General features: G+C 46.5%; 28 protein-coding genes. 8 read left to right on the top strand and 20 right to left on the bottom strand.

All coding sequences use genetic code 11. The features are described from left to right. Positions 1-33: 33 nt before the first annotated feature. Complete coding sequence (locus QUB64_RS14600) at positions 34-1,302, bottom strand: esterase-like activity of phytase family protein (RefSeq protein ID WP_333274972.1); 1,269 nt, start codon at positions 1,300-1,302, stop codon at positions 34-36. A gap of 78 nt (positions 1,303-1,380) precedes the next feature. Between QUB64_RS14600 and QUB64_RS14595 the strand changes: the two genes are divergently transcribed. Then, complete coding sequence (locus tag QUB64_RS14595) at positions 1,381-2,658, top strand: tetratricopeptide repeat protein (RefSeq protein ID WP_333274969.1); 1,278 nt, start codon at positions 1,381-1,383, stop codon at positions 2,656-2,658. Positions 2,659-3,079: 421 nt separating this feature from the next. On the opposite strand, the gene QUB64_RS14590 is transcribed toward QUB64_RS14595, so the two are convergent. Next, entirely contained in the window at positions 3,080-3,595 is a 516-nt protein-coding gene (locus QUB64_RS14590) for a GNAT family N-acetyltransferase (protein ID WP_333274967.1), read from the bottom strand. A 244-nt stretch (positions 3,596-3,839) separates the two neighbouring features. Between QUB64_RS14590 and QUB64_RS14585 the strand changes: the two genes are divergently transcribed. Both QUB64_RS14585 and QUB64_RS14580 read left to right on the top strand, forming a co-directional pair. Further along, positions 3,840-5,885, top strand: a complete 2,046-nt coding sequence (locus tag QUB64_RS14585; RefSeq protein WP_333274964.1) for an ABC transporter ATP-binding protein — start codon at positions 3,840-3,842, stop codon at positions 5,883-5,885. An 81-nt stretch (positions 5,886-5,966) separates the two neighbouring features. After that, entirely contained in the window at positions 5,967-6,092 is a 126-nt protein-coding gene (locus tag QUB64_RS14580; RefSeq protein WP_333274962.1) for a hypothetical protein, read from the top strand. 77 nt (positions 6,093-6,169) lie between these two features. Here the strand turns inward: QUB64_RS14580 and QUB64_RS14575 are convergent, their stop codons facing one another. The 10 genes from QUB64_RS14575 to QUB64_RS14530 form a co-directional block, all read right to left on the bottom strand. Next, a complete protein-coding gene (locus QUB64_RS14575) occupies positions 6,170-6,301 on the bottom strand; it encodes a hypothetical protein (RefSeq protein ID WP_333274960.1) in 132 nt (43 codons plus the stop codon). 63 nt (positions 6,302-6,364) lie between these two features. After that, positions 6,365-6,583 carry a hypothetical protein gene (locus QUB64_RS14570; protein ID WP_333274958.1) on the bottom strand — a complete coding sequence of 73 codons (219 nt, stop codon included), beginning with the start codon at positions 6,581-6,583 and terminating at the stop codon, positions 6,365-6,367. A 27-nt stretch (positions 6,584-6,610) separates the two neighbouring features. After that, on the bottom strand, positions 6,611-7,828 hold the full coding sequence (locus QUB64_RS14565) for a DNA double-strand break repair nuclease NurA (RefSeq protein ID WP_333274955.1): 1,218 nt from the start codon (positions 7,826-7,828) through the stop codon (positions 6,611-6,613). 426 nt (positions 7,829-8,254) lie between these two features. Then, on the bottom strand, positions 8,255-9,049 hold the full coding sequence (locus tag QUB64_RS14560; RefSeq protein ID WP_333274953.1) for an HAD family hydrolase: 795 nt from the start codon (positions 9,047-9,049) through the stop codon (positions 8,255-8,257). A gap of 61 nt (positions 9,050-9,110) precedes the next feature. Further along, on the bottom strand, positions 9,111-9,614 hold the full coding sequence (locus QUB64_RS14555) for a DUF928 domain-containing protein (protein WP_333275006.1): 504 nt from the start codon (positions 9,612-9,614) through the stop codon (positions 9,111-9,113). A gap of 89 nt (positions 9,615-9,703) precedes the next feature. Next, positions 9,704-9,847: a hypothetical protein gene (locus QUB64_RS14550; RefSeq protein WP_333274950.1), complete on the bottom strand. Its 144-nt coding sequence runs from the start codon at positions 9,845-9,847 to the stop codon at positions 9,704-9,706. A 145-nt stretch (positions 9,848-9,992) separates the two neighbouring features. Further along, positions 9,993-10,727, bottom strand: a complete 735-nt coding sequence (locus QUB64_RS14545) for a DUF928 domain-containing protein (RefSeq protein WP_333274948.1) — start codon at positions 10,725-10,727, stop codon at positions 9,993-9,995. Positions 10,728-10,869: 142 nt separating this feature from the next. Next, the gene (locus QUB64_RS14540; protein ID WP_333274945.1) at positions 10,870-11,607 is read right to left on the bottom strand and encodes a DUF928 domain-containing protein; all 738 of its coding nucleotides are present in this window, start codon (positions 11,605-11,607) and stop codon (positions 10,870-10,872) included. A 144-nt stretch (positions 11,608-11,751) separates the two neighbouring features. Next, positions 11,752-12,492: a DUF928 domain-containing protein gene (locus QUB64_RS14535; protein ID WP_333274942.1), complete on the bottom strand. Its 741-nt coding sequence runs from the start codon at positions 12,490-12,492 to the stop codon at positions 11,752-11,754. A gap of 151 nt (positions 12,493-12,643) precedes the next feature. Then, positions 12,644-13,384 (bottom strand): DUF928 domain-containing protein, encoded by a 741-nt coding sequence (locus tag QUB64_RS14530; protein WP_333274939.1) that lies wholly within the window; start codon positions 13,382-13,384, stop codon positions 12,644-12,646. A 340-nt stretch (positions 13,385-13,724) separates the two neighbouring features. Here QUB64_RS14530 and QUB64_RS14525 point away from each other — a divergent pair, with 340 nt between their 5' ends. Beyond that, entirely contained in the window at positions 13,725-15,515 is a 1,791-nt protein-coding gene (locus QUB64_RS14525) for a CHASE2 domain-containing protein (protein ID WP_333274936.1), read from the top strand. Positions 15,516-15,694: 179 nt separating this feature from the next. Here QUB64_RS14525 and QUB64_RS14520 read toward each other — a convergent pair whose 3' ends face one another. The 3 genes from QUB64_RS14520 to QUB64_RS14510 form a co-directional block, all read right to left on the bottom strand. Beyond that, positions 15,695-16,084: a zinc ribbon domain-containing protein gene (locus QUB64_RS14520; RefSeq protein ID WP_333275003.1), complete on the bottom strand. Its 390-nt coding sequence runs from the start codon at positions 16,082-16,084 to the stop codon at positions 15,695-15,697. Positions 16,085-16,104: 20 nt separating this feature from the next. Then, the gene (locus tag QUB64_RS14515; protein WP_333274934.1) at positions 16,105-16,305 is read right to left on the bottom strand and encodes a transposase; all 201 of its coding nucleotides are present in this window, start codon (positions 16,303-16,305) and stop codon (positions 16,105-16,107) included. Positions 16,306-16,582: 277 nt separating this feature from the next. Next, on the bottom strand, positions 16,583-16,867 hold the full coding sequence (locus QUB64_RS14510) for a hypothetical protein (protein WP_333274930.1): 285 nt from the start codon (positions 16,865-16,867) through the stop codon (positions 16,583-16,585). Between the two features lie 638 nt (positions 16,868-17,505). On the opposite strand from QUB64_RS14510, the gene QUB64_RS14505 reads away from it, so the two are divergent. The 3 genes from QUB64_RS14505 to malQ all read left to right on the top strand — a co-directional run bounded on the left by QUB64_RS14505 (position 17,506) and on the right by malQ (position 20,573). Beyond that, positions 17,506-18,264, top strand: a complete 759-nt coding sequence (locus QUB64_RS14505; RefSeq protein WP_333274926.1) for a MinD/ParA family ATP-binding protein — start codon at positions 17,506-17,508, stop codon at positions 18,262-18,264. Between the two features lie 204 nt (positions 18,265-18,468). Continuing rightward, positions 18,469-18,594: a photosystem II protein Y gene (locus QUB64_RS14500; RefSeq protein ID WP_332945121.1), complete on the top strand. Its 126-nt coding sequence runs from the start codon at positions 18,469-18,471 to the stop codon at positions 18,592-18,594. 470 nt (positions 18,595-19,064) lie between these two features. Beyond that, complete coding sequence (gene malQ / locus QUB64_RS14495) at positions 19,065-20,573, top strand: 4-alpha-glucanotransferase (RefSeq protein WP_333274923.1); 1,509 nt, start codon at positions 19,065-19,067, stop codon at positions 20,571-20,573. 255 nt (positions 20,574-20,828) lie between these two features. Here the strand turns inward: malQ and QUB64_RS14490 are convergent, their stop codons facing one another. Together QUB64_RS14490 and QUB64_RS14485 are read right to left on the bottom strand one after the other, a co-directional pair. Further along, positions 20,829-21,707 carry a helix-turn-helix domain-containing protein gene (locus QUB64_RS14490; RefSeq protein ID WP_333274920.1) on the bottom strand — a complete coding sequence of 293 codons (879 nt, stop codon included), beginning with the start codon at positions 21,705-21,707 and terminating at the stop codon, positions 20,829-20,831. Next, entirely contained in the window at positions 21,704-22,498 is a 795-nt protein-coding gene (locus tag QUB64_RS14485; RefSeq protein ID WP_333274916.1) for a pseudouridine synthase, read from the bottom strand. The genes QUB64_RS14490 and QUB64_RS14485 overlap by 4 nt, the downstream gene beginning before the upstream one ends. Before the next feature lie 600 nt (positions 22,499-23,098). On the opposite strand from QUB64_RS14485, the gene QUB64_RS14480 reads away from it, so the two are divergent. Beyond that, a complete protein-coding gene (locus tag QUB64_RS14480; protein ID WP_333274914.1) occupies positions 23,099-23,890 on the top strand; it encodes an LmeA family phospholipid-binding protein in 792 nt (263 codons plus the stop codon). Here QUB64_RS14480 and QUB64_RS14475 read toward each other — a convergent pair. From QUB64_RS14475 to cbiT, 3 genes are all read right to left on the bottom strand, one after another. Then, positions 23,887-24,048, bottom strand: a complete 162-nt coding sequence (locus tag QUB64_RS14475; protein WP_333274911.1) for a hypothetical protein — start codon at positions 24,046-24,048, stop codon at positions 23,887-23,889. The genes QUB64_RS14480 and QUB64_RS14475 overlap by 4 nt on opposite strands. 84 nt (positions 24,049-24,132) lie before the next feature. Beyond that, the gene (locus QUB64_RS14470) at positions 24,133-25,050 is read right to left on the bottom strand and encodes a phosphatidate cytidylyltransferase (RefSeq protein WP_333274909.1); all 918 of its coding nucleotides are present in this window, start codon (positions 25,048-25,050) and stop codon (positions 24,133-24,135) included. 421 nt (positions 25,051-25,471) lie between these two features. Further along, positions 25,472-26,065, bottom strand: a complete 594-nt coding sequence (gene cbiT, locus QUB64_RS14465) for a precorrin-6Y C5,15-methyltransferase subunit CbiT (RefSeq protein WP_333274907.1) — start codon at positions 26,063-26,065, stop codon at positions 25,472-25,474. Positions 26,066-26,153: the final 88 nt, after the last annotated feature.

The raw sequence follows: 26,153 nt of genomic DNA, 5'->3' as shown, positions 1-26,153 counted from the left end.
GCTAGGACTAAAGTCCTCACTACAAACCTTATCCTAAATTTTACCTTTTAAACTCAACAAAATAAACTGAGTTTTCTGAGCTTCCTCAAAATTATCATCGCTCACCAAAACTACACTTTGACTGCCGTCTGGCAACAGCGGGCCGAGAGTCATTCCCTCTAAATTGTACAGCGGAATGCCCAATTCACCCAAGTCCAGGAGTAACTTTTTCCTCACAGGTTCAACCATTCCTAGTTGCCCCTTAAAACTCTCGATCCTCGAAGTATCCGTCGCCGCCCCAACCGCTACTTGATAAATTTTAGCACCGTATCCCGATATCCCAAAGGAACGCTCTAAACTTAAAAATTGACCTCCACCAATCGTTACCAATTCTGTTAATCCGTTCAAAACAGTCATCGGAACTTGGTCTAGCTGGTAAAGATTTTCTGATACTAATTGCGGCGTTTTATCGACGATAATATAATGTAAAACACGGAGTTTGCTTGCTTTTTCTGGGTCTAAATCTTGAGTTAACGGCGCTGCCGTCGCCGTAAACAACCGAAACGGATCGAGACCGCCCGGACTAAAGGTTTCTGGGTCGATGCTTAAAGATTCAAAACCTAAATTTTTCTGGACTCCTTGCTGCTGTTCTTCATCGCTGGTATCGGGAATGTAGCGCTTTGGTATTGGCAATTTTCCTCGCAATTTCCCGGTGGAAAGGTCAAATTCTCCGAGAAAGGGAGGGCTGCCTTCGCTGGCGACAAATACTGAATTCCGAGGAGACAGGGCGATGCCTTCGGGATTGATGGCACCCCAAAGGAAGGTTTCACCGTCTGCTTTTTTGAGGGATGTAACGCCTTCAACAGAAACTTTTTCGAGGCTAATATTGGCGGGATCGCTGGATTTAAGATCGAGTCGGAGACTGTAAAATCTGGCTTCTCCGTTTTCGCTTTGGTCGTCGGAAAGGGCGTAAAAACGATAAGCTTTAGAAGTGACGCCACTAATACCTTTGGGGTCGTAGGTGATTCCTGATAAACCGCCGACTGGCGCTCCTTCAAAGTTGATTTTTGGCAATTGGTACTCGCCCAAAAAGTCCAGGGATATTTCAGGAAAAGAGCGGTCTCTAGCAACGGCGGGAGGAGGGGCGCAAGCTGTGCATACAGTTAGGAAAATTAGAGCTAAACTGAATAGGCGCAAAATGCGTTGGCGAAGCCCTCCAAGAGGATCGCCCAAAGCCTTTAAATCAAAACAATTGCTCAGTGCGGTAAGTTTTATTTGGTCGATCTTGTTCAACTGTTGGCTTTTGTGCCATCTTTGTGACATAATTTATACCGTTTTGTAAATATGCAAAATTTGATGTTTCGAGCAGGGATGCCGAATCGCGGCAACCAAATTTTGAGAATGAGAAATTCTGTGCCATTTGGGTGCTTGCTTTTCTTGTGGCTGTGTGCTGGTTCTATTGCTAGGGCCCAAACTAATCCACCAGGCCTCGATCAATTTTCTCCTAATCCTCTAGAAATTACCACACCCGAGCCCCTAAAACCCGCTACTGAATCTTTGAGTAGCACTCAGCGGGACGAACTGACAGCGGCTTTGGAACAGTTAAACTTAGAAGCAGCGGCTAAACTGGAAGCTGGAGATGGGGCTGGTGCTTTTGATATTTGGTTCCGGGAATTGCGGCTGCGCCGATATCTCGGCCCGGCGGCGGAAATTGCTGCTTTGAGTCGGGTGGGAAGTGTGGCTTGGAGTAGCAATAAAAACCTCGAACTTCAGCTTATTACTAAACGGTTGCAAGCAATTCACCAACAAGTTAAATCGCAAGTGCCGGTAAATACTGAGTTACTGCCGGCATTGGCTGTGGCTTTTGGGCAGGTGCGCGCTAAAGGCCCGACTGTAGAAGTTTACCAACAAATTCTTGAAAATGCGCGCCAAAATCAAGATATATTGGCTCAGGGTCAGATTTTAAAGGCGATCGCACTTATTCACATCAATTGGCTGAGTTACGATAAAGCTGCTCCCGTGTATGAGGAATTGGCAACTTTAATTCAGGAAAACCGCGCTGTATTTGCGGCTAATGCTGCTGTACCAATTGCTGCTGTAACGGCGGGAAACGGCGCGCCACCGCAGCCTGTAACTCCTCCTACCGAGGTGGATACTCTCAGACAGTTGGCCTACGTTTACCAGCAGTCGAAACAGCCCCTAAAGGCGATCGCAGCCCGGGAAAAACTAGCATCTGTCTATCTTAACCTGCAAAACCCGGCTGCTATACCACCGCTCAAAATTGCGATCGGCACCGATTACCAAACTATAGGCCAAATCAACTTAGCAGCTCAATACTATCAGGAAGCCTACAATTTAGCCGTTCCCATTCAACAATACGCCCAAGCTAGCGAAGCTTTGGATAAATTAGCATTGCTTTATCGATCGCAAAAACAGCTAGAACCGACTGTGCGGATATATCAAATGCAGTTGTTGTTGGAAGAACGGGCTTACAATTGGTACGGATTGATGAGTGCTTACGACAATCTCGGTCAAGTTTATCAGGAAATGAAGGCTTACGATAAAGCTTTGGAAGCCTATCAAAAGGGGTTGGAAGTGGCTAAAAGATTGGGACACAGAAAAGAGTATTTTGATAAGAAGATTATTAAGGTTAACAAGCAATTGCAAAGGACTTCGTAGTTGTCTCCTGACAATAATGTCAACTTATGATGTCAGTCATTGAAATGTAGTAAGGTGCGATCGAAACGCACCCTACGAAGATACTTTAGACTGGTAAGTTTGTCGCGAAATAGAATAATATACTACAATACGGTTCACTTAAAATATGACAACAGAGAAAACTAATGCAAAATAGACCCGCTCGTTTGCTTCGTTCCTCGCAATGACCATCTTAAGTAAACCGTATTGTAATATACTACATCAGTTTCGTAAGAATGAGCATTTTTTTCATATTTCATGCCAACTTATCGTCTGGCGTAAATTGTTTCAGATACAATCGGGCTGTCTCTATTGATTGCATAATTAATACCACTATATTATGATACCACTTTTGATAAGTCTTGCTACAAAAATTTTGGTTGAATTTACTTCCTCAACTAAACTAAACTACTTTTGACTGGTAGATTTTTCGCGAGATTGAATAATATACTCGATCGGAATCGTCGAGGTTATGCTGGTATCTCATCCCCACTTTTGCCATTACCCGCCGCGAGGCGATGTTTGCGGTATCTGCAACAGATCCAATTTTTTCTAGTTTCAATACTTCAAATCCATACTTGAGGCTAGCCGCTGCAACTTCCGATGCTAAACCTTTCCCCCAATACGCTTTTGCTAACACGTAACCGACTTCTACTTCAGGTGTTTTGCCTAAGAAGCGAAGCCCCCCGTCGCCGATCAATTGGTTATTTTCTTTATTGACAACAGCCCACAAACCGAAAGCGTGTTTTTCCCAATCTGCGATTATCTGAAATAAATCTGCTGCTGTTTCTTCTCTATTTCTGACGCCTTCGCTCAGATACTTCATCACTTCCGCATCGCTGTAGATGCGGTACAGCTCATCTAAATCGTCTGGCGTAAATTGTCTCAGATACAATCTAGGTGTTTCTATCTCTTGCATGATGATTATATAACTTCTACCAGTCGATTATAATACCAGTTTTGTTTGGATACAAACATTTTGGTTGGGTTTCGTTCCTCAACCCAACCTACGGTTTACCGATCTTCATGCAAAAAATATCTCCAATAATTCTTGTGGAACAGGCATCCTGACTGTTCTAGACTTAGTTTTTTGGAGAGGTCTAAAATATTGATTCTCTTTGTTACAATTATTAATTGGATGTATTATACCAGTTTTCCTGTAAATGACCATTTCCTCACCAGTAACAGACACCGCAAAAGAACCCCGCCGCGAAACAGACTGGCGGTTATTCATGAGGTTGGCATCTTACGCAACCCGCAGCAAACGCTTGCTGATTATTTCGATCGCACTATTAGTACCGCTAGCAGTCTCAGGAGCAATTCAACCGATTCTCATCGGACAGGCAATTTCGGCAATTCGAGCGGAACCTACCTATGAATTCTTGCGAGGATTGCCTTTATCTGCTGCATTAAATGTTTTGGCAGTATTGCTGATGCTAACTATAACATTTAGATTGGCACTGCAATCAGTTCAAGGATATTTAGTCACCAAAGTAGGGCAAATTATTACTACTGATATTAGAAATGATTTGTTCGCTCACGTCACATCGCTAGCAGTGAGATTTTTCGATCGCACTCCCGTCGGTAAATTGATGACTCGCCTCACCAGCGATGTAGAAGCTTTGGGGGAAGTATTTTCCGGCGGGGCGATCGGAATTGTCAGCGATTTATTTTCTATTTTAGTAATTGCCATTTTCATGTTTACCATGCAGTGGCAACTAGCTTTAATGTTGGTAACGATGATGATACCAATTACCGCCCTGATAATTTATTTCCAATACCAATATCGCATCGCCAATTACACTACCAGAGAAGAACTTTCGGATCTCAACGCCCAACTGCAAGAAAACCTAACTGGTATTGGCGTTGTGCAGCTATTCCGCCGCGAAAGATTCAACTCAGAATTGTTTAATGTCACAAACAAACGCTACATTAAAGCCGTTGATAAAACGATTTTTTACGACTCAGCCGTATCTGCGACATTAGAATGGATTGCTTTAGTGGCGATTGCAGCCGTTTTGTGGATGGGCGGTCAAAATGTTCTGCAAGGTACTCTTAACTTTGGTACTCTGTCGGCATTTATTTTATTTGCTCAGCGTCTCTTCGATCCGCTGCGCCAATTTGCCGAGAAATTTACGGCTATTCAAGCAGGATTTACCGCTGTAGAACGGATTAGCGATATTCTTAACGAACCGATCGAAATTAAAGATCCAACTAGCGGGAAGCAGGAAGAAAGTTCGGCAGCAGATTTTGTAACGGATGTAACGGATGTAGCGGATGTTAGGAAGAGGGAAGAGGGAAGAAGGGGATATTATTCACCGCTGCTGATTGCCGGTCATCCAGAGGCTTTTGCCTATAATTTATCTTCAAATGAGGAAGAATTGGTAGAGGATAATCAAACTCCTGTAAGTTCTGAATATCGCCTATCAGCTAACAATCAAAAATCGCTAGTTGTCCCTGCTGAATCAAAGCAAGCCGCATCCGGAGAAATCCAATTTGACAATGTGTGGTTTGCGTACAAAGAGAATGAATATGTCTTGCAAGACCTCAATTTTACCATCAAATCGGGCGAAAAAGTAGCATTAGTCGGCCCTACGGGTGCGGGAAAAAGTTCGATTATCCGTCTCCTGTGCCGCCTTTACGAGCCCACGCGAGGCAGGATTTTGGTTAATCATGTGGATATTCGCGATTTGCCTCAAGCGGAATTGCGGAGACACGTAGGGGTGATTATTCAAGATGGCTTTCTATTTGCGGGTGATGTGAAGAGCAATATTAGCCTGGGCGAAAGTTACTCGATGGAGGAAATTCACGCAGCAGCAGAAAAGACAAATGTTGCTCGTTTAATTGAAGAGTTACCTCAGGGTTATGACACGCAATTGCGGGAGAGGGGAACCAATCTTTCGGGGGGACAAAAGCAATTGTTAGCGTTTGCTCGCGCGGCTATTCGCAACCCCAGTATTTTAGTTCTCGACGAGGCGACTGCTAGTTTGGATGTGGGGACAGAAGCTTTGATTCAAGAGGCTCTGGAGCGTTTGATGGCGGACAGAACGGCGATAATCATTGCTCACAGGCTCTCGACTATCCGAAATGTCGATCGCATTTTGGTACTCAAACGCGGGCAGTTAGTAGAATCTGGCAGCCATGAAGAGTTGTTGCAACTAGAAGGTTTGTATGCCAGTTTGTACAAGCTACAAATGCTGGGAAGTTAGACAGTAATAAAAAAGGTTTGTAGTGAGGACTTTAGTCCTTCTTTCTGAGGACTAAAGTCCTCACTACGAACTAATATTATCGTGATTGTCGATCGCATTTTGGTACTCAAACGCGGGCAGTTAGTAGAGTCGGGCAGCCATGAAGAATTGTTGCAGCAAGAAGGTTTGTATGCTAGTTTGTACAAATTGCAAATGCTCGGAAGTTAGACACTAATAATATTGGTTCGTAGTGAGGACTTTAGTCCTTCCCGGATGCGGACTAAAGTCCTCACTACGAACCGTTTTTATCGTGATTTTTCGAGCAGACACGATATCATACTGCTCGCGATACAGCAGATTGCAGGTTTATGAGGTACACGGGGCAATCCCATGCCCCATGCCCCATGCCCCATGCCCCACGCCAGACTGTACCTCATATTGCTAAAAACTGCTGTATATATGTTGCCACTGCCATTTTAAATCTCAAGTTTTAAATCGGATCATTTGCCAAAAATTATTTTTCCAAGGGTTTGTGGCAGGTGAGTTATGTGTTGAAAAAGCTGGTTTGGCCCGATGCCAAACAATAACTGCATCGCCAGCACAATAGCTGCTATAGAAATCGCCGTGCCGATGCTGGCTTTCAATACTTTAAATGCCCAATTAAATACCAGCCAAGATACCAGTAAGGAAGCAATTAAGATGATTAACTCTATTGGCATATAACATTTTTAACTCTAATTTTTAATTTAAGCAATACTGCCGCGCTTCCGGGTTTCCTTATTAGAAATTCCCACATTTTTTAAACCTGCTTTAATCATTTGCTGCTCTAACAAAGCGAAAAAGCTACTTCGATCGCCCCCGGTGACTACTGCTTGGTTGTGGGCTTCTGCTAGCGTCACGGGATAGCCGCCACCTTTGTGTACTTGAGCTAGCATCATTCCTAAGGCTAAATCTAGCTCTGTATTATCTTGTGCTACCCATTCTGGCACTTCTATTCTAGCAATTTCTGTACCCACGTGAACGTAACAAAAATAGATGGGATTGACACCGTATAAATCTAAAATTCGAGCGTGGGATTTCCACAACGGGCTTCTTTGTCCGGGTAGCAGGATTGTGGCCCACAAGACGGCATCTCGCAAGGGTTCAAATTCTTGACAAGGTGCTTTTTCGTCGAAAGCACTGGTGGCGGAAAATCCGACGTTGGGGCAGTTTGTCATGCAGTCTGGTACTTCGTGGGTGCAAGCTTGAAACCGCAAAAAAGATAAGCTTTCGGTGCTGCGAGAAGCGCTCAAGTATCCTAATAGGGGGATTTTGGCGAGGCGCAATTTATCCCAAGCTTCTAAAATTGGCTGCAAAATTCGATCGCGCGCTTCGCTAGGTAACTGTTCCAAAAACCAATAAATCAGGGAACCGTCTACCATTGCTAAAGTTGGCGCCGGCAGTTGATTATCGTTAGCTTTTGCCCAATTGCAGCCGATTTCTGCGAGGGCGATAGCTTCGGAAACGGCGCGACGGTACCCCATCCACTCTTCGGTTCTAATTCCCCACTGTCGCGAAGCATACAAGTCTTCTGGTTTGTAGAAAACTTCGGGCACGCTGTCTAATACTGGGTGGCGACTTTGCCCGTAGTGCAGCATGACAATGCCGACGTTGATTAAGTAACAGTAGGCGATTTCGTGATGGCTGGGCGAAATTTGCGATCCGTCTGTGGCGAAGACTGTGTGGGCGGCGGGCGGTGCGGTGATGTAAGTGCGATCGGACAATGGCTCGATCGGCGTGGCTGCATTGAATAAAGTGCGATCGCTCCAACTCTCTTGCAATTCTACCAAATTTTCCTGGTCTACCGCCGCCTTTTCCAGCAAATTCTGAGCCACTTGCAAACGCTGGCGAGCCGCCAAAGCTTCCACATTCAAATGTTGGCTCATCCCCTGCATTGCCTTGGCTGCTTTAGTTAAATCTAGCATTGGTTTTAACCCTAAATATAGCAATTCTCAATTAAGTGAGAGGTTCGTAGTGAGGACTTTAGTCCGCAAAAAGCAAAGGACTAAAGTCCTCACTACGAACCTATTTTATTAAGTTAGAGGTTCGAGCGTTCGGAATGCAAGTCCTCGGGACAAGAAGGACTAAAGTCCTCACTACGAACCTATTTTATTACTGGGTCATCGACCTGAAAAAATCGATTTTTTTTGTCGATATCCTTGATTTTTTGGGAAATTTCTGTTATATTTATATCATAATCGGAATCTGTTCAAAAATATTATTTTCGCAACCATCCCATTATTAAAGAATACCATGTCAATTGCAAGAAAGTCAACCAAAAAAATGAAAAATCTTGAGGATTTTTTTTGATTGTGAAAAGCAAAAAATCCTACCTGCAAACAAGTCTAGCATTAACATTCGTCAGGCAGCCAATCGGCAAAATCTCCGGCAAACTGCGACAGAGAAAGCAATTGAACGGGTGGATTTAGAGCCACAGATTCCCGTTCTGCCAAAGTATTGTAACCCCAATCAGCCAAAAACAACTTCACCTGAGATAAATCCGGCTGCTGCTTCACCGAGAGCAAAGTTTTTAACCGGTCTTCCACAAACCAAATAGTCGTATCTTTGCCAGAAGCTGCCAAAAATTCCCGCAATATTTGGTGTTTCGGCTTGTTGTATTCCTTGCCAAAAATCAACTCCGACGGCATTTGTACGCCCGCTAGCTGCAAGAGTTCCCGCACAAAACGGCCTTCCTTGGTTGTGACGATCGCGACTTTGACCGAACTCTCCTGTAACGAGTGCAGGCGATCGGCTACTCCGGGATAAAAGCGGTGCAAAGACAGCCATCCATCTAAATCCTCAGCAATCCAATTGTCGCGCAGTCCGTCTAACATCGCGCCGATTGACTGGGCTTTCAAATTATTTTCAGTCAATAGATCCGGGACAATATTCGGCCAATCTAGCAAAATTTGCTCTTCCGTAATTCCTGTCAGCAGGGCGCGAATCAGCAGCGGCATTTCCCAACCGGTTTCAATGGCTGGCCGCACTCGGTAAAAACTCGAAGCTAAATCTGCATCGGGGACTATTTCGATTGGTTTCCAGATTTGACAGTAGCTGCGCCAAGCTGTTTCAAAATATTCGATTAGTCCGTCACAAATAACACCGTCAAAGTCAAGGGCTAGAATTGTTGGAAAGTTATTAGTCATCAATCGATTTTAGATTTTAGATTTTAGATTTTAGATTGGGAATTTAGGTGAATAGTCTCGCTCAAAAAGACTGAACTAGCGGTTTATCCACAATCGAGTCGAGTTTTTGCGACTGCAACAAGTGCGTCCACTCTAGTTTCAGACTCGCATCATTGGGTGCTTTTCGCCGCATTTGGGCTAGAGTAGAAACAGTGTCGTACCAAATCCCATTTTTAGCATAGGCGATCGCCCTGGCCATAGGGTCGGGATTTGCCAAAGCTTTCTTCAGAGTTTCCTTTGGTTCAATTCGCTCCACGAATCCTATAACATAATAATCCCCAGAGCGCTCCTCATGGCAAGCCACCGCAAACGACCACTGATATCGCTTGTTAACCTCAATAAAATTTTGGCGAGATCCTTTTTTAGGAATACTGACCTGAACTATCCCGGGTTTGTCTACTTTGAAAGTAGTTTTGTAAACCTCGGTTTCTTTGCTATCGTCAGCTTGCAACATAAACTCGACTTGAGTTGAATTGGGATAGACATAGGCAAAGAATGTCGGCGACTCTGCTAGGGTTAAACCGATATTAGTTGGAGGGACTAAAGGAGTAATAGATAAATCCGCCGGACAGGGTGAACAGCGAAGTTTTATCAGTCCCCCCTTGTCGGGAACTATTACATCGGGGGTTGGAAATTAACATTTTGACTCAGGAGAATTGGCGGAGACTGGGCCTGCATCGGTGACAGCCAACTAGGGAGAGTAAGTGCGATCGCCAATACGGCGATCGCCAGTGCAACCCCACGTACAAAACGTTTCATTTTTTAACCAGATAGCAGGAAGGTTGGGGCTGCCATTTTTACTCATCCCTAGGAGTTTGAATCGCAGCGGGCGATCGGCTTAATTTATCAATCTTCAGATCCTAGGAAGAAAGACAAAGGGAGCCGACGATCGCAATCGGGAGGATTAAAAAGACTGAACTAGGGGTTTATCGGCGAGCAATTCTAGTTTTTGAGACTGCAACAATTGCGTCCACTCGGCCCTGAGACTCGCATCATTGGGTGCGCGACTGCGCATTTGGGCTAGAGTAGCAAGAGTCTCGTACCAAATGCCATTTTTAGCATAAGCAATTAGCTTCGCCCTCGGGTCGGGATTTGCCAAATCGCTCTTGAGAGTTCCCTGCGGTTCAATTCGCTGCATCCATCCTTTAACAATATAATCTCCCGATCGCTCTTGAGGATCGCAAGCTAGTGCAAATGACCACACATATCGCTTACCTACCTCAATATTTTTGGTCTGGCCTTTGTCAGAAAGGCTAACTCCCACAATTCCGGCTTTGTCAATTTTTAAACTAGATTCGTAGACTACTTCGGATTCATCTTCGTTTAGCAAAACAAACTCTACTTGAGCCGCAGGTTGAGAAACATATACAAAAAATGTTGGCGACTCTGTGAGGGTTAAGCCAATATTGCTTTCAGGTATTAAGGGAGTAATAGATAAACCCTCGCGCAACTGACAGCCTCGACTGGCTCCCCCTTGCCGGTTCTCGGGGGCTGTGACATCTGGGGGTGTGAAATTAACATTCTGACCCAGGGGAGTTGGTGCGGGCACGGCCTGCATCGGTGGGAGCCAACTGGGGAGAGTAACGGAGAGCGCCAATACAGCGATCGCCAGTGCAGTAAAATGTAGAAAACGTTTCATTTTTTTGGACCAATAAAATAATTTTGGGCTAGGCATTTTTACTCCTGACTAGGAGTTTGAATCTCAGTGGCTATAGGCTTAATTTGTCAATATTCATATCCTAGGAAGAAGGACAAGACAAAACATTGAAAAATAGGTAGGCTTAAAAAGACTGAACTAGCGGTTGATCGGCAACAGATTGTAGTCCTTGGGACTGCAACAATTGCGTCCACTCGGCCTTCAGACTCGCATCATCCGGTGCTCTTCGCCGCATTTGTGCTAGAGTAGCAAGAGTGTCGTACCAAATCCCATTTTTAGCATAAGCGATCGCCCTGGCCATAGGGTCAGGATTTGCCAAATTTTTCTTGAGAGTTTCCTCGGGTTCAATGCGCTTCACAAACCCTTTAACAAAATAATTTCCCGACGGATCGTCATTGCAAGCCACGGAAAACGACCACTGATACCGCTGGTTAACCTCCAAAGATTTTTTGCTCTCCCCTTTGTTAGGAATACTGACCTCAACTATCCCTGGTTTGTCTACTTTGAAAGTAGTTTTGTAAGCCTCTATTCCTTTTCCATCATCAGCTTGTAAAGTAAACTCGACTTGAGTCGAAGGGTAAGAAACGTAAGCCAAGAATCTTGGCGACTCTGCTAGGGTTAAACCATCATTGCTTTTAGGTATTAAAGGAGTAATAGATAAATCGGCAGGACAAGCATCGCCTCGATGCGTCGCCGATTGCCTGTTGTCTGGGGCTGTGACATCGGGAGTTGGGAAATTAACATTCTGACTCAGGAGAATTGGTGCAGGCACAGCCTGCATCGGTGGCAGCAAACTGGGGAGAGTCACGGAAATCGCAAATACAGCGATCGCCAGTGCAGCCATATCTAGAAAACGTTTCATTTTTTCACCACCTCTACTAAAATTTGCGTTCTCATTTTTACTCCTCGCTAGGAGTGGGAATCAAGCGCGGGCGATCGACTTAATTTGTCAATCTTCATAATCTTCGGAAGAAGAACAAGACAAATCCTTGAAAAATAGGGAGGCTTAAAAAGACTGAGTTAGCGGTTGATCGGCAACTGATTCTAGTTTTTGGGACTGCAAAAATTGCGTCCACTGTGCTCTTCGCCGGGAATCATCGGGTGCTGTTCGTCGCATTTGCGCTAAAGTAGCAAGAGTCTCGTACCAAATCCCATTTCTAGCATAAGCGATCGCCCTGGCCATAGGGTCGGGATTTGCCAAATCCTTTTTGAGACTTTCCTGCGGTTCAATTCGCTGTACGAACCCTGGAACCCAATAATCCGCAGAGCGATCGTCAGGAGCGCAAGCCACCGAAAACGACCACTGATATCGCTGGTTAACCTCAAGAGACTTTTGGCGAGATCCTTGTTCAGGAATACTGACCTCAACTATCCCTGGTTTGTCTACTTTGAAAGTAGTTTTGTAAACCTCGGTTCCTTTGCCATCTTCAGTTTGCAAAATAAACTCGACTAGACTTAAAGGGTGAGAAACGTAGGCAAAGAATTTTGGCGACTCTGCAAGGGTTAAACCAACTTTAATTTCAGGTATTAAAGGAGTAATAGATAAATAATTCGGACAAGCAGGGCCTCGATGGGCTGCCGGTACCCGGTTGCCCGGGGCTGTAACATCTGGGGGTTTGAAATTAACATTCTGACTCAGGAGAATTGGGGCAGGCACAGCCTGCATCGGTGGCAGCAAACTGGGGAGACTAAGTGCGATCGCAAATACAGCTATTGCAATGGCAACCAAATATATAAAACGTTTCATTTTTTCACCAACTTGTAGAGATATTATCGATCGTATCTCTATCGTATCTCTAATGTTAGCCCGGAGTTTTCACCCCGGGCGCGATCGGGTAAATTTGTGATTTTTCACATCGCCATCATAAAACCGACCAAAGTTCAAGCAATAGCAAGCTTCAAAGAGGCCCAACCAGCGGTTGAGCTGCGACTGATTCCAGTCCTTGGGACTGCAACAATTGCGTCCACTTGGCCGTCAGCCTGGCATCCCCCGGTGTCTGGCGCCGCAATTCGGCTAAAGTAGAGAGAGTTTCGTACCAAATCCCATTTTTGGCGTAAACGTTGAGCCTAGTCATGGGGTCGGAATTTGCCAAATCGCTGTTGAGAGTTGGCTGGGGTGCTATGCGCTGCACGAACCCTTTAACCACTGAATCTGCCGATCGGTCTTCTGGGGAGCAAATCATCGAAAACGACCACAGGTATCGCTTGCCAACTTCCAGGGATTTGTTGTTGTCGCCCGTAGCAGGAATGCTAATTCCCGCAATCCCGGATTCCTCAACTTTAAATGTTTTTTCGTAAATTACTTTGTCCTCGTTTTCAGTCAGCAAAGTAAACTCTATATCTGCCGAGGTTTGAGGAACGTAGACAAAAATTGTGGGAGACTCTGTGAGGGTTAAACCGATATTAGTTGGAGGCACTAAAGGAGTAATAGATAAATCGGCAGGACAAAGCTTGCTGCCGCGATGTGCCCCTGCTTGTCGGTTGCCGGGGGCTGTGACATCGGGAGGCTGAAAATTAACATTCTGACTCAGCACCATCGGCTGGGATTGTACCCGCACTCGGGCCAGTGAACTGGGGACGGTAGCTGCGATCGCAGCTACGGCGATCGCAAGTATAGCTCCATGTATAAAACGTTTCATTTTTTTGTACCTTTGATTATAATGTTGCCAACACAGGTATCCCCTGGTGGCGACAAATATTTTTGAGCCTCGATTCGAGCGCCCAGATACACAATTGGAACCTTGACATATCATCAATAACATTAATTAATGCGATCGGCAAGTGGATTTTCGGGACGGAAAATCCAGCGGTCGAGCTCGCGAGTAGGATTGCAGGCACATTCACTCGCGGCGAACTGTAAAATTTTGTTACAAAGCGGCCTCCGTTTCGCGGTGTCCTAAGATGGAGGAAGTCTCGCCCAGGCGGCCGTGCGAAACAACTGCTGTTCTGTGAAACGACTCAAACTTTTATGCTGGGATCATGAGTAAAATATCTAACAAAATTCGATCGGCAGCGGCTCAATTGAGTCAAATGTATAAACCATCACTCTTCTTTGCTAGGTCTGTATTAATTGCCAGCGCGGCAGTAACATTCTCCTTGATGGGGGCCCGACACCTAGGAATACTCGAGCCATTAGAAATCAGCGCTTACGACCAAATGCTGAGGTGGCGTCCCGATGAACAGCCAGACTCGCGCTTGCTAGTGGTGGGGATTACCGAAGGAGACATTCAGAAACTGAAACAGTGGCCAATATCCGATCGCAAAATAGCTGAAATCTTACAAAAACTGGACAAAATGCAGCCGGCAGTCATCGGTTTAGACATACTGCGAGACGTACCTTTAGGAGACGGGCGCAAGGAATTAACTAAAGTTTTACAAAAAAGCGATCGAATTATCGGGGTATGTTTAGTCACCAACGGGGGCCCGGACAATCCCGGTTCTCCGCCTCCGCCGGGAATACCAGAAAACCGGGTGGGATTTGCCGACTTCGGAGTCGATCCGGGCGGCATACTGCGCAAGGCTTTATTATTTATGAAACCGCCGAAAATTGAGGGTAGATATTCCACCGAAAAACATCTGTGTAATGATAGTTCTCAAGTTTTAGCTTCCTTCAACCTCCAGCTAACACTCCGCTACCTGCAAGGGCAAAAAATATTTCCCCAACTGGCGCCCGATCAATCTTTATGGCTGGGAAAAACCCAATTAAAACAACTAAAAAGCAATGACGGAGGATATACAAATGCCGATGTCAGGGGATATCAAATACTAATTAACTATCGTTCCAGGAGGCAAGTCGCAAACCAAGTCACAATTACGGATGTTTTAGATGGTAAAATTGACCCAAAGTTAGTTAAAAATAAAATAGTTCTCATCGGTTACACCACAGAAACCGTGAGAGATTTCTTTTATACTCCTTACAGTGCGCGACAGCAAAACAACCAGTTTATGCCGGGTATCGTGGTACACGGACAAGTAATTAGCCAAATTTTGAGTGCTGTTTTAGACAACAGACCTCTGTTTTGGTTTTGGCCGGAATGGGTAGAAATCCTGTGGATTTCGGGATGGTCAATTGTGGGAGGAACCGTGGCATCGCGGATGGCTCACCCAGCGCGGTTGGCGCTGACATTCGGAGCGACGTTGTCCGGGTGTTTTGCTTGTGGCTTTGGGATTTTTATGCTGGGAGGGTGGGTGCCTGTGGCAGGGCCAGCCTTAGCATTAATCGTAACGGGTGGCAGCATTGTATCAGCAGACAGATTTAATAAAGCTGGATATGGTAAGGTAATTAGCGATCGAGTAAAACAAGTCTTCAAAATTGAAATAGACCAAGCTAAAAAAGAACAGGAAGTCGCAGAAATTCTACAATCTGATTTCTTTAAAGACTTGCAGCGAAAGACAGAGCAACTGAGGAATAGCAAAAACGAAACCTCTGAAAAAGCACCTTCGGAGCCCCAAGAAATAACGGACGGTGCCGCAGAGCTTCCCAAGGCCGAAAGTGAGACAGACGAATACTTGGCTCAGTTGCAGGAAACAGTCAAAAAGCAGAAGCAGCGCGCCGCCGCGACTGCATCGGAAAGCGGCTCAAAAACGGAGATCGCGATCGATGCCGGCTTCGGTGCTAGTTCAACCGAAACCAAGCCCGAGGAGGAGTTCAGCGATTTGCAAGCCAAAGCAAAACAGATGCGACAGCGCAGGAGCGAAGAAAAGAGGCTCAAAGATGAAAAGATTGATAGTTTAACAGACAAGGAGGATTTGGGGGGCAAGGAAGAATGACAGACAACTCGACGGCATTTGGAATTGCACGATCATTGACGATCGCAGTTTCTTACCCTCATAGTTGCAGAACATATAGTCAAATTTGACACTCCCCGCCGTAAAACGGACGGGGATTCTTAAGAAAATAAAGCCTCAGTAGACTTTGAGTCGTAACGGCTGTGCTTTCGCAGCCTCGCTTACAGTCCGGTAAAACCATTCTGCTTACTTTTGCGTCCGATATTCGCCGCGCCTTGTGCGTCAGCATTAATCAAATGTCCTTCTTTACTCCGATACAATCCACGCTTAACTCGCTTACCCGAAAACTGGTAAGTAGCTGGCCGATCGGCATTGTAGACAGGCAACTCATCGCCATCCAAAAAACAGGATTTAGATGTGTAAGATTCTTCCTGCTCCTTGTATTTCAACCCCGATCGCTCGCCGAGAGTTCTAAGTTTATTTCTCAGGGTATAAAAGGGAATCTGGACAAAGTTTTGATTGGTGCGACGACCCAGATTGATATCTTGCTTCATCCCCAGGTTGAATCCGACAATCAAGCATTCAATTTTAGTATTAACGCAATGGTCGATTATCAGTCTTGCAGCTTTATTCAGGTAATCCCTGATTTGGTTGCTACGATTGATATACAGACGAGCCTGACCAGGGTAAGTTTTTCTATCTTCTGTCGATCTTTGATAGATTGCAGTCTAGCATTTTCCTTGTTGAACCACTGGTTAATAGATTTAAGTTTGCGACCATCCACAATAAAGGATGCCCCATTGGTGTCAACACAAGTTGCCAGATTGTCCAATCCAAGATCGAGCGCCAGAGAAGTACCAGCAATCGTTTCGGAGGGTTCATTGGCACTTTTAGAGATCTACTCAACCTCGAAGAATCGAGCATCGTATTTAGGGTGATTCCGAACCTCTTTGATATAGCGGTTCTCAAGCGTGGTGAGGTATGCGCGGTTTGGCCGGTTTGGCCGGTTTGGCCGGTTTGCCCGTCAAGTACCTCATCTTTCTGAGAAAGGCTATAGTATCGGGGTCGAGTCGTTGTGGAAAGTTAATTACTATCTCTCCAAATTGCTTTTAAAAAGCATAGGACATCGGTACTTTAAACCTTCCATCTTTGACTTTAATCCGAGGGATTATCAACACGAAATACCCATCTTTGGGCTGGTAGTGAGGAAGTCTTACCTTCTGTTGATAAGTGCCAGAATTGACCGCATTAATCAGTCCCAAAAAGCTGTTAAAGGTTCGATCTACCACCTTCAATGTTTGCTGTGCAATGTCTGTATTGAGGGCTTGGTAGTTCTCATTTTTTTGGCAGAGTACGCACAGCCGACTCATAGCGCAAGTGTTTACGTTCTTCAAAAAAGTATTGGCGAACGGTGTAAAGACCCACATTGTAGAGGTTCTTACTCAGCCTGCACAACTCTCTGAGCGCCAAGAATTCGGCTTTGTCAAGGTCGCGTAGTTGGTTTTTCTGAGTTAAGTACATAAACATTGCTTTCGCTGAGATCACCATTATATAGCGAAAGTTAACCAACAACAAGTTATTTTTGCCATGCATAGATTTATTGCTCATTCGTCGCTCACCCATCCCTGCCGATATCTAACGATTGTCGGTTTCGGTTGGGGTGAGACTCCTCACTCGCCTCCTATCCCTCCCCGCGCTAAAAGCGACGGGCTTTCTCGGAGGTTCCGATGACTTACATTCCGTTTGTAGGCTGTTACGGCTACTGGGCGAACTACTACGCCGTCTATATCGAGACGAATAAGGTTGTTGAGATTGCTTTTAGTTGTAGACTACTGTCTTGTACGCCTCTGATTAATTCCTTAGTTTATAGAGTCTGATTGATTGCAGACTTCGCAGCTAAGCAGGGTTCACACCTATAGAGGACATAAATCATCAACCTGTCTATATAAAAGTCAAGCATCTCAAGAACTTGAAAGTCAATAAATGACTAGACTTAAATAGATAATTGTTCAATCTTTGCAATACGCATATCATGTCCAAAATCATCTCTGTCCACTCTTACCGGGGTGGAACTGGCAAATCTAACACGACAGCAAACCTGGCAGCTATTATCGCTCGCGGCGGACATCGGGTCGCCATTGTGGACACAGACATTCAATCGCCTGGGATTCACGTGCTGTTCGGTTTCAGCGAGAGCAACATGGATCGCTGCCTGAACGATTACCTGTGGGGCAGGTGTCCGATCTCGGATACGGCCTACAATGTGAATTCGCTGCTGCCAAAATTAGCCACTAACGGCAGCCTCTACCTCATTCCTTCGAGCATTAAAGCAGGGGAGATAGCGCGAGTTTTGCGGGAAGGCTACGACGTGGGGCTGCTTACCGACGGCTTTCAAGAACTGATCGACGTTCTGAACTTAGACTACCTATTTATCGACACGCACCCGGGGCTCAACGAAGAAACCCTGCTCAGCATTACCATTTCCGACATTCTGCTGCTGATTCTGCGTCCGGATCAGCAAGATTTTCAGGGAACTGCTGTCACGGTAGATGTGGCGCGCAAATTGGAAGTTCCGAAGATTTTGATGACGATCAACAAAGCCCCAGAATCCTTGGATTTCGAGGATTTGAAGCGACAAGTAGAGAGTATTTACAACATCCCAGTTGCAGGGGTGCTGCCCCACAGCGACAAGATGATGCTGCTCGCCAGCAAGGGGGTGTTTGCCCTGCACTTCCCTAAGGACCCTCTAACTAAGGTGGTGGAAGGGATTGCCAAACAGATTGTGGGATAATCGGTGACGCTGCGTGCCTCACGGCCTCACGGCAGCCAGTTGCGAGTTCAATTCCTGCGGCGCGATGTTCTGCAAGGGCGATGGCTAGTGCTGTGGAGGAACTTTTTCGGCGACAATATTTGCTTAAGGAGTCAGGAGAATGGCGACAAAATGAGATACAAATAGATTATGAGAATTTGTTAAAAAACTTTAGGAGGAGAACTCATGGATTTTGACTGGCGCATACTAATAGTATTGAGTCCCGTCTTGTTGGCGGGCGGCTGGGCTGCGTACAACGTCGGCGCTATAGCTCTCAAACAAGTGGAGAAGTTGTTGAACAAGGAAACTTAAACTCAGCATCTTCACCCGTAATTTCGCAGCCGACTGTTTCTGGAGATACAAAAACAGCCGGCTGATTTTTGCGTTGGCTCTCAGGAGAGCGATGGCTGATGTTTGGCCCTCGATGGCAATTTACGACTCCAGACAGATAGGGCGAAAGCCCAAGAAAAGTTATAAAGAAACGATTGCGCAGAAACCGGGTGCGATCGACCAAAATATTTAGTAGCAAGCGCTCCTGGGTAATAGAACCCAATTGGCTACATTGGGCCCCGCGCGTCAGTGGGGATCTTGATTTTTTCCGCTCTGCTCAGCAGTGGTGATGAGATTGCAATACAAATATTTAGCAAACACGTTCCCGCAGAAAATATGAGACAATCACAAAAGTATTTGCCCTGAAAATCTCCCGGAAAACTGCGAAGTTTAACCAGTAGGGAATATCGGTCAAATTGTCAATGTTTAACTCCTATATCTTTAGATAGATTATGCTTTTTCCCCGAGCTAGCGGCATTTTACTCCACCCGACATCTTTTCCCAGCCGATTCGGCGTTGGGGACATGGGAATAGAAGCATATCGCTTTATTGACTTTTTAGTAGAAAGCGACCAGCAATACTGGCAGATATTGCCGCTGGGCCCGACAGGATACGGCAATTCTCCTTATTCGTGCTATTCAGCAATGGCAGGAAATCCGCTGCTGCTGAGCCCGGAAATGCTGCGGGACGAGCAATTGCTAAGCGATGAAGATTTAGCTCATGGGCCGGAATTTCCCCTCGATACAGTAGAATTCGATCGCGCGATCGCGCACAAAATACCCCTGCTCAAAAAAGCCTGCGAAAACTTCAAAGCGAAAGCATCGCCGGTGCAGCAAAGAGAATTCTCGGCTTTTTGCGAGAGCAAAGCGACTTGGCTGGAAGATTATGCCTTATTTATGGCACTAAAAGACAGCTTCAACGGCACGAGCTGGCACACTTGGGAACCAGAAATTGCGCAGCGCCAACCGGAGGCGCTAGACAAGTGGCGGCAGCAGCTAAATACTGAGATTTATTACTACAAATACGTCCAGTTCGAGTTTTTCCGCCAGTGGACAGAGTTGAAACGCTATGCGAACCTGCGCGACATTAAAATTGTTGGTGACATTCCGATTTATGTAGCTCACGACAGCGCAGATGTGTGGTCGCATCCTGATTTATTTTGTTTGGATGAAGCAAGCGGAGAACCAGCTTTAATGGCGGGAGTTCCCCCGGATTACTTCAGCGCAACAGGTCAATTGTGGGGCAATCCTGTTTACAATTGGGAGGCTTTGGAAGCAACTAATTTTCAGTGGTGGGTGCAGCGTTTTGAGGCGATTTTCGCTTATGTAGACGTGACTCGGATCGACCACTTTCGAGGATTTGACGCTTACTGGGCGGTGAAGCGCGGGCAGGAAACTGCGATGGAGGGAGAGTGGATTAATGCGCCGGGAACGGCTTTGTTTGAGGTAATTAACGAGAAGTTCGGTAATTTGCCGATTATCGCTGAAGATTTGGGGGTAATTACTCCGGAAGTGGAAGCTTTGCGCGATCGCTTCGAGTTTCCGGGAATGAAGATTTTGCAGTTTGCTTTCGGCGCGGGCCCAGGCGATCCTTTTTTGCCTTTCAATTACGATCGCAACTGCGTAGTTTACACGGGCACCCACGACAACGACACGACTGTCGGCTGGTTCAATCAACTGCAAAACTACGAAAGAGATGAGGTTTTGCGTTATTTGGGCTGCATCGATCCCCAAGGAATTCACTGGTCTTTAATCCGCATGGGTTGGTTTTCTATTGCTAATTTGGCAATTGTGCCGTTTCAAGATTTGTTGGGTTTGGATACGGACGCGCGGATGAATTTTCCGGGGAAAGCAGAGGGAAATTGGGGCTGGCGCTATCGGGGCGAAGCTTTGAATTGGGAGGTGCGCGATCGGCTCAAAACCATGACTTACATCTGCGGGCGCGCTCCCCAGAGAAATTGAACAAAAATGGGTAGTTGGTAGTTGGTAATTGGTAATCGGTAATCAGATCGTGTCCCGTTACTTACGGGTAATAAAAACTGTTTGTAGTGAGGACTTTAGTCCTCATAATCAGAGGACTAAAGTCCTCACTACAAACTAATCTTATTGTGGTGGTTCTCGGAGGCACTATCTGAGTAAATAAAGACGGAAATTGTAATTAAAAGCTGTGGACTGCCAGCGATTAACTATTCCCGATTACCGATTCCCGATTCCCGATTAACCTTGATTTTTGGGCTGGGCTGAAGGCTTGAGTTCGTCTGCTGTAAAAACAACTTCTTTGGGGACTCCAGGAGTTCCGAGTAGTTCGGCTTGTCCGTTATTAACAGCAATCATTACCCCACCGGAGTTACCAGCCAGAACTACCAATTTGTTTTCGGCTTGCCATGTGCGCACATTTCCTGAAGGCACAGTTCCCTCAAACTCGGGTTTGCCATCAACTTCAATCTTCATCCAGGATTCTGCCTTAAAAGTGATGCTAACCATCACTGGTTTATTGCCAGATTTATCTAAATTTTGACCTGTTCTTGTTGCTTCCACAGCATGGTAACTATCCGCTTTCTGATTTTTTGAGGCGGCGCTCTGGGCCAATAAACGAGCTTGTTCTTGCTCCCCAAGCGCTAGTTCTTTGGCTCCGGCACCATTTTTTGCTGTCAGAGAACTGCCCATCACATTAGATAAGCCATTGACTGAACAGATAATTAGAAATGTGTAAAAAAGGTACAGGTGCATCGGCCGCAACTGAGGCACATTTTGCCAGGATAGCTTGGAAGTAGATCGCGGCGGCGGTTCGATCGGGAAAAAGTCGGCAAACTGAGCTCCGTCCAAACCCATTGCTTCGGCGTACCGCTTGATCAAACCCTGAGTGTAAACTGGTTCGGGGAGTTGGTCGAGTTGGCCGTCCTCAATGGCTTGCAGCAGATTCCGCCGAATCATTGTTACCACCGCTACTTTGTCCAAAGAAATCGACTGCTGTTCGCGGTACTGGCGGAGTTGAGATCCTATTGCCGCTAGTTTCTTCTGAGGTGTTTCTGGCTCTTGGGAGTGCTGTTTCTTCTTAGTTATTTGGGAGAATAAAAACAATAAATTCTTTGTCATATGCTGTGATCCTGGGGATTCACTGGCACGCTTATTGATGTTAGGTTGACTAGATTCCATAAAAAAATAATTTCTGAATCTTCTAGGGGTCGGTAGCAGCCCGGTCTCAATATTTGCCCAGCGGGGGGCTGCAATTGAATCGGGCCAATGGCTGTGCGGTGCAGTCGTACCACGGGATATCCTAACTGCTCGGCGGTGCGCCGAATCTGTCGGTTTCTCCCTTCTGATAGAATTACTTCTAACAGAGTTTGGTCTCGCGCGCGATCGAGAATTCTAACTTGCGCGGGTAAAGTCTTGCGGCCGGACAAGATGATGCCCTGACGCCACGCTTGCAGTATGGGTTCCGGAGGATCGCCGATTACCCAAACCTGATAAGTTTTGGCGATCGAGTGACGCGGATGGGTCAAACAAAATGTCAGCTTACCATCATTGGTGAGCAAGAGGGCGCCTGTGGAATCTGCATCTAAGCGTCCTACGGGGTGGATGCCTTGACCAGAGCGCAGTTTGGGCGGCAGCAGGTCGAGAACTTTCGATCGGGCCTTGGGATCGCTGCAAGTAGAAACTACGCCTGCGGGTTTGTTGAGCAACAGATAGACCTCTGCCGGTCGATCCGTTGGTTTCACTGGGACTCCATCGACTTCGATGAAATCGCGATCGGGATTTGCTTTTTGTCCTAAATGAACAATATTGCCATTAACTCGGACTCGTCCAGCTAAAATCATCTGTTCTGCAAGACGGCGAGAGGCAATGCCCCACTGGGCGAGGATTTTTTGCAGCCTTTCATCAGACATGACGGGAGTGTGGAAAGCCCCAACACGCGAGCGGTGGGGGGAGGAAATACGACAGGGTTAATGGATTAACCGATGCTACCAATGCTCAATTCCTGGTTGGGAATAAATTCTAATGCTTGCTAACCAATCCTTACAGGGCGTTGCGCCCGGTGCAGATTGTCGTTATGGGATAACCTTGAATGTTGTGCAAAAACTACGAGTAAAAGACTTGCCACAGGCTATTGCCTGCACCGTTGGTTTGTTGCTGGTTTGAGATTTGTTGGTTTGACACGACCATGAACCAACACTACCATAAAACCGGTACTGCTGGTTAATTTTATACGCTCGATCGCGAAATTTCCCTCGGGATCGCACAACTGGCGAACTCAGGAGAAAGCCTGAGGGGGGAAAGGGTGAGAATTTTGCTGATTCAGGCGTTGCTGATGCCAGATTTCGGCTTCTGGAGTGATTTAGGAGTTGCGATCGTCAACCCGGCGATCGCGGAAAATCCGAGGTTGACGGCGATATCTCTATGCAGAAACCGGCTTTGTGAGGTCGGATGCGCCAGTCATAGTTAAATTTTTGTGCTTGAATGTTAAGGTTTGTATTTTGAAATTGTTTATGACTGTCGATCGCCACTCTCTGTTATTTGACGATATAGCTAGCACTGCCAGCTCTCCTGGGACTGCCAATCTCGACGAGCACGGGGGAACACCGCGGCCGAGTCAAGGCAGCCGGATCGCGAGCTCGGTGCTGTCTCCGGCGGTGCAGTTGTTGCTGCGATCGCAAGTTCAGCAGGTTGATGAGTTGAAGGTGAAAATTGAGGGGAGCGATCGACAAATTTTCAGCGGTGCAATCCCCAAAGTAACGGCAGCCGCTCGCGGTGCCGTGTATAAAGGATTACACTTAACAGAAGTTGCCATAGAGGGCTGTGGCCTTCGCATCAACCTCGGTCAAGCTCTCAAAGGCAAAAAAGTGCGCCTGCTCGAATCGGTTCCCGTGAGCGGCGTTTTGAGGCTCTCTCAAGCGGATTTGAATGCGTCGCTGAAAGCGCCTTTGCTGGCTGATGCTTTGAGTGATTTTTTGCTGCCAATGTTGCCGCTGACTGATGGGGAAAAGTCGCTAAAGTTGCAAAATTCGCAGATAAAAATTGAGGCGGCGAAGTTGACGCTTTCGGCGATAATTTTGGGCGCTGGGGGTACGCAAATTCCTTTGGTATTGCGGACTGGTTTGCGGATTGCTAGCGGTCGCGAATTGATGTTTGAATCACCGGAAATTGAAATTAATCAAGAATTAAAGACTGATAATTTCAATGGTTTTAACATTGATTTCGGGCCGGAAGTCGATATTAAGGAGTTAATTTTGAGTCCGGGGGAGATTGTTTGTCGGGGATCAATTAGAGTTTTGCCTTAGTTAGTTAGCTGTTGATTGTTGTCTGTTGTTTGTTGTCTGTTGTTTGTTGTCTGTTGTCTGTTGACTGTTGTCTGTTGGCTGTTGGCTGTAACCTGGTTCCCAGGAAGAGCCTGGGAATACATACCCGGAGGCAGAGCCTCCAAATTCCTATGCCCCATGCCCACGGATCCCCATGCCCACGGATCCCCATGCCCACGGATCCCCATCCCTGGGCTTCGCTTCGCCCAATTCCCAATTCCCAATTACCGATTAATTAAAAAAGAGTCGATCGCGGGCAATAGCAAAGTCACAAAATAGTAGACTAAGGGTGCGGTAAAAACATAACTGTCTGTGCGATCGAGAATGCCGCCGTGACCGGGAATCAACTGTCCCGAATCCTTAACGCCGGCGTCTCGCTTCATCATCGACTCAGTTAAATCTCCCAACAGGCTAGCAACGCCAATCAACAGACCAAAAGCAGCCCCAGTATAGGGCCACCCGGGCCATTGTAAATACCAAGACCAGGCGGCGGCCACGGCGATGCTGCCGCAAACTCCAAATACGGCACCTTCAACGGTTTTTTTGGGGCTGATGTGGGAGAGGCTAGTGCGGCCGAAGAATTTGCCTACAAAATAAGCGCCAATGTCAGCGGCCCAGATGCAGAGGAAAGCTACCAGCAGCGAAGTCAATCCTAAAGATATGTTGCTGGAACTTGTCCAAGACTGCGACGAGTAAATGTTAACGGGCAAATTGCTTGCTACTAATTGCGAAAATTGGGTTGTAGCCAGATTGGCTGGATCGAGGCCGACTCGCAGCCGTATCCAATAGCTGGGCAAATAACCGCCGTAGAACAATCCTAAAATTGAGGAGGCAATATCGGCGATCGTTGATAATTTAGGTTGGAACAACAGGTAGAAACAGATTAAGGTTCCGGCTAGGGGGAACATGGCGTCTACGAGTTGCGGTGCTAGGGCGGCAGTAATTAGCAGGCCTTGACTGACAACTAAGGTAGTTTTGGCAGCGGGTGCAATGCCTTTAGCCCGGGCTAATTGAAAATATTCCAATTGACCGAGGTAGACGATGACGCCAAAGCCGAGGGTGAAGTACCATCCCCCCATAATAATCATTCCCAAAGCAAGGACGATCGCAACTATTCCACTCAGGATACGAGACCAAGGCATAAAATGAATTTCTCACAGCAGACGGCGGCGGGTCAGTCGATTTGAGATTTGAGATTTGAGATTTGAGATTTAGTCCACAGATGAATCTGGAGTTTGAACTCTTAGTCTAAAATTTTGTTTTTTGGGCAGGGTCAGTCGATTTGGGATGCAAGGATGCAAGGATGATTAAGGTACAGGCTCGTCCCCCATCCCCAACTGGCGATCCAAAATTTCAACTCAGGCGATCGATCCAGCTATGGTCGCCCTTATTCTAAGTATGAACGTTAAGCGAACGTAAAAAAGGTTAAGAATTGCATTTAGTGTTTGATTCTCAGTCATACAGCGTCCAGGCCCACATCAAAGATGATGTGGTGTGGGAATATCTCAGTCTAATGACTGATGACGGCCCGACGGCAGGACTGATGACGGCCCGACGGCAGGACTAATCTAGCTTTTCGCCGCTGAGAATAAAGATGGGATTGACGGCGGCAAAGGTTTGACTCAAGCCCCGAGTCTCCAAGCGGTTGACAGCGGACTGGACTACCTCGATATTGCGGACTTGTAACTCGGCGAACCCTTCAGAAAGGGCGTAAAGATTTTCTAAATTCGATGCTGTGGCGACAACTCTACCGCGGGGCTGCAAGTACCGCCAGACTTCTTGGAGAATGGCTTTAATGGGGCGCCCTCCTTCGATGCAGACTCGGTGGGGGGGTTGGGAGAGATTTTCGAGGCATTCCGGGGCACTCCCTTCTATGACTTCTACGTTGTTGAGCTCGAACCGATCGCAATTTCGGCGAATCAAGCTTGCTACTTCTTCGTCCCTTTCCACGGCGATAATCCGACCTTTGGGACACAGCAAACCTGTTTCTACGGCGATGGTACCAGTACCTGCACCGATGTCCCACACCACTGAGTCTGCTTGCAGCCGCAGGTGGGAGATTAACAGCAGTCGAACTTCTCGCTTACTCATGGGAATTCCCGGTAAACGTTCAAATAAATCGTCTGGGATACCAGGAGTGACGTAGGGCCAAAGCATAGTTGTATTTTTAATGGAAGGCAGTTGGCAGTTGGCAGTTGGCAGTTGGCAGTTGGCAGTTGGCAACCGGAAGGGTGGGAAATACGAT

The organism is Microcoleus sp. Aus8_D2 (genome assembly GCF_036702665.1).
In the GTDB taxonomy this organism is placed as follows: Bacteria; Cyanobacteriota; Cyanobacteriia; order Cyanobacteriales; family Microcoleaceae; genus Microcoleus.
This window is presented reverse-complemented; position numbering and strand designations above follow the sequence as displayed.

Excerpts from the sequence above, each read along its gene's own strand:
- cbiT (WP_333274907.1), bottom strand. The coding sequence starts at position 26,065 with ATGCTTTGGCCCTACGTCACTCCTGGTATCCCAGACGATTTATTTGAA.
- QUB64_RS14540 (WP_333274945.1), bottom strand. The coding sequence starts at position 11,607 with ATGAAACGTTTTCTAGATATGGCTGCACTGGCGATCGCTGTATTTGCG.
- QUB64_RS14485 (WP_333274916.1), bottom strand. The coding sequence starts at position 22,498 with ATGTCTGATGAAAGGCTGCAAAAAATCCTCGCCCAGTGGGGCATTGCC.
- QUB64_RS14600 (WP_333274972.1), bottom strand. The coding sequence starts at position 1,302 with ATGTCACAAAGATGGCACAAAAGCCAACAGTTGAACAAGATCGACCAA.
- QUB64_RS14500 (WP_332945121.1), top strand. The coding sequence starts at position 18,469 with ATGGATTTTGACTGGCGCATACTAATAGTATTGAGTCCCGTCTTGTTG.
- QUB64_RS14525 (WP_333274936.1), top strand. The coding sequence starts at position 13,725 with ATGAGTAAAATATCTAACAAAATTCGATCGGCAGCGGCTCAATTGAGT.
- QUB64_RS14560 (WP_333274953.1), bottom strand. The coding sequence starts at position 9,049 with ATGACTAATAACTTTCCAACAATTCTAGCCCTTGACTTTGACGGTGTT.
- QUB64_RS14490 (WP_333274920.1), bottom strand. The coding sequence starts at position 21,707 with ATGACAAAGAATTTATTGTTTTTATTCTCCCAAATAACTAAGAAGAAA.
- QUB64_RS14475 (WP_333274911.1), bottom strand. The coding sequence starts at position 24,048 with ATGGGGCATAGGAATTTGGAGGCTCTGCCTCCGGGTATGTATTCCCAG.
- QUB64_RS14545 (WP_333274948.1), bottom strand. The coding sequence starts at position 10,727 with ATGAAACGTTTTCTACATTTTACTGCACTGGCGATCGCTGTATTGGCG.
- QUB64_RS14535 (WP_333274942.1), bottom strand. The coding sequence starts at position 12,492 with ATGAAACGTTTTATATATTTGGTTGCCATTGCAATAGCTGTATTTGCG.
- QUB64_RS14505 (WP_333274926.1), top strand. The coding sequence starts at position 17,506 with ATGTCCAAAATCATCTCTGTCCACTCTTACCGGGGTGGAACTGGCAAA.
- QUB64_RS14570 (WP_333274958.1), bottom strand. The coding sequence starts at position 6,583 with ATGCCAATAGAGTTAATCATCTTAATTGCTTCCTTACTGGTATCTTGG.
- malQ (WP_333274923.1), top strand. The coding sequence starts at position 19,065 with ATGCTTTTTCCCCGAGCTAGCGGCATTTTACTCCACCCGACATCTTTT.
- QUB64_RS14595 (WP_333274969.1), top strand. The coding sequence starts at position 1,381 with ATGAGAAATTCTGTGCCATTTGGGTGCTTGCTTTTCTTGTGGCTGTGT.
- QUB64_RS14480 (WP_333274914.1), top strand. The coding sequence starts at position 23,099 with ATGACTGTCGATCGCCACTCTCTGTTATTTGACGATATAGCTAGCACT.
- QUB64_RS14575 (WP_333274960.1), bottom strand. The coding sequence starts at position 6,301 with ATGAGGTACAGTCTGGCGTGGGGCATGGGGCATGGGGCATGGGGCATG.
- QUB64_RS14550 (WP_333274950.1), bottom strand. The coding sequence starts at position 9,847 with ATGAAACGTTTTGTACGTGGGGTTGCACTGGCGATCGCCGTATTGGCG.
- QUB64_RS14565 (WP_333274955.1), bottom strand. The coding sequence starts at position 7,828 with ATGCTAGATTTAACTAAAGCAGCCAAGGCAATGCAGGGGATGAGCCAA.
- QUB64_RS14585 (WP_333274964.1), top strand. The coding sequence starts at position 3,840 with ATGACCATTTCCTCACCAGTAACAGACACCGCAAAAGAACCCCGCCGC.
- QUB64_RS14590 (WP_333274967.1), bottom strand. The coding sequence starts at position 3,595 with ATGCAAGAGATAGAAACACCTAGATTGTATCTGAGACAATTTACGCCA.
- QUB64_RS14530 (WP_333274939.1), bottom strand. The coding sequence starts at position 13,384 with ATGAAACGTTTTATACATGGAGCTATACTTGCGATCGCCGTAGCTGCG.
- QUB64_RS14470 (WP_333274909.1), bottom strand. The coding sequence starts at position 25,050 with ATGCCTTGGTCTCGTATCCTGAGTGGAATAGTTGCGATCGTCCTTGCT.